We start from the raw sequence: 254 nt of genomic DNA, 5'->3' as shown, positions 1-254 counted from the left end.
GCTAAGTTCCTTATTTCTAATTCATTTATATCAGAATTGAATGAAAAATCAAAATCATCTAATGATCTATTATAAGGGAAATTAGCTACTTTAATCATAGATTCTTTTACATTTTGCTTTTTCACATCTACTTCATAATCTGTTAGTTTCAATAGAATATCTATTACCGACATTGTTCTATTTTGAGTTAGTTCTATTATCTCATCTAGTCTGTGGTTGAATTGCTTTAAATTAAGATATTCTAAATTCTCTTT

General features: G+C 25.2%; 1 protein-coding gene. It reads right to left on the bottom strand.

Annotation, left to right across the window (positions count from 1 at the left end; genetic code table 11):
• On the bottom strand, positions 1-254 hold a 254-nt coding region (locus HMPREF3186_RS09650; RefSeq protein WP_231724179.1), incomplete at both ends, for an ATP-binding protein.

Source organism: Gemella haemolysans, assembly GCF_001553035.1.
GTDB lineage: Bacteria > Bacillota > Bacilli > Staphylococcales > Gemellaceae > Gemella > Gemella haemolysans_B.
The sequence above is the reverse complement of the archived record's forward strand: the minus strand, read 5'-3'. Positions and strand labels throughout refer to the sequence as shown.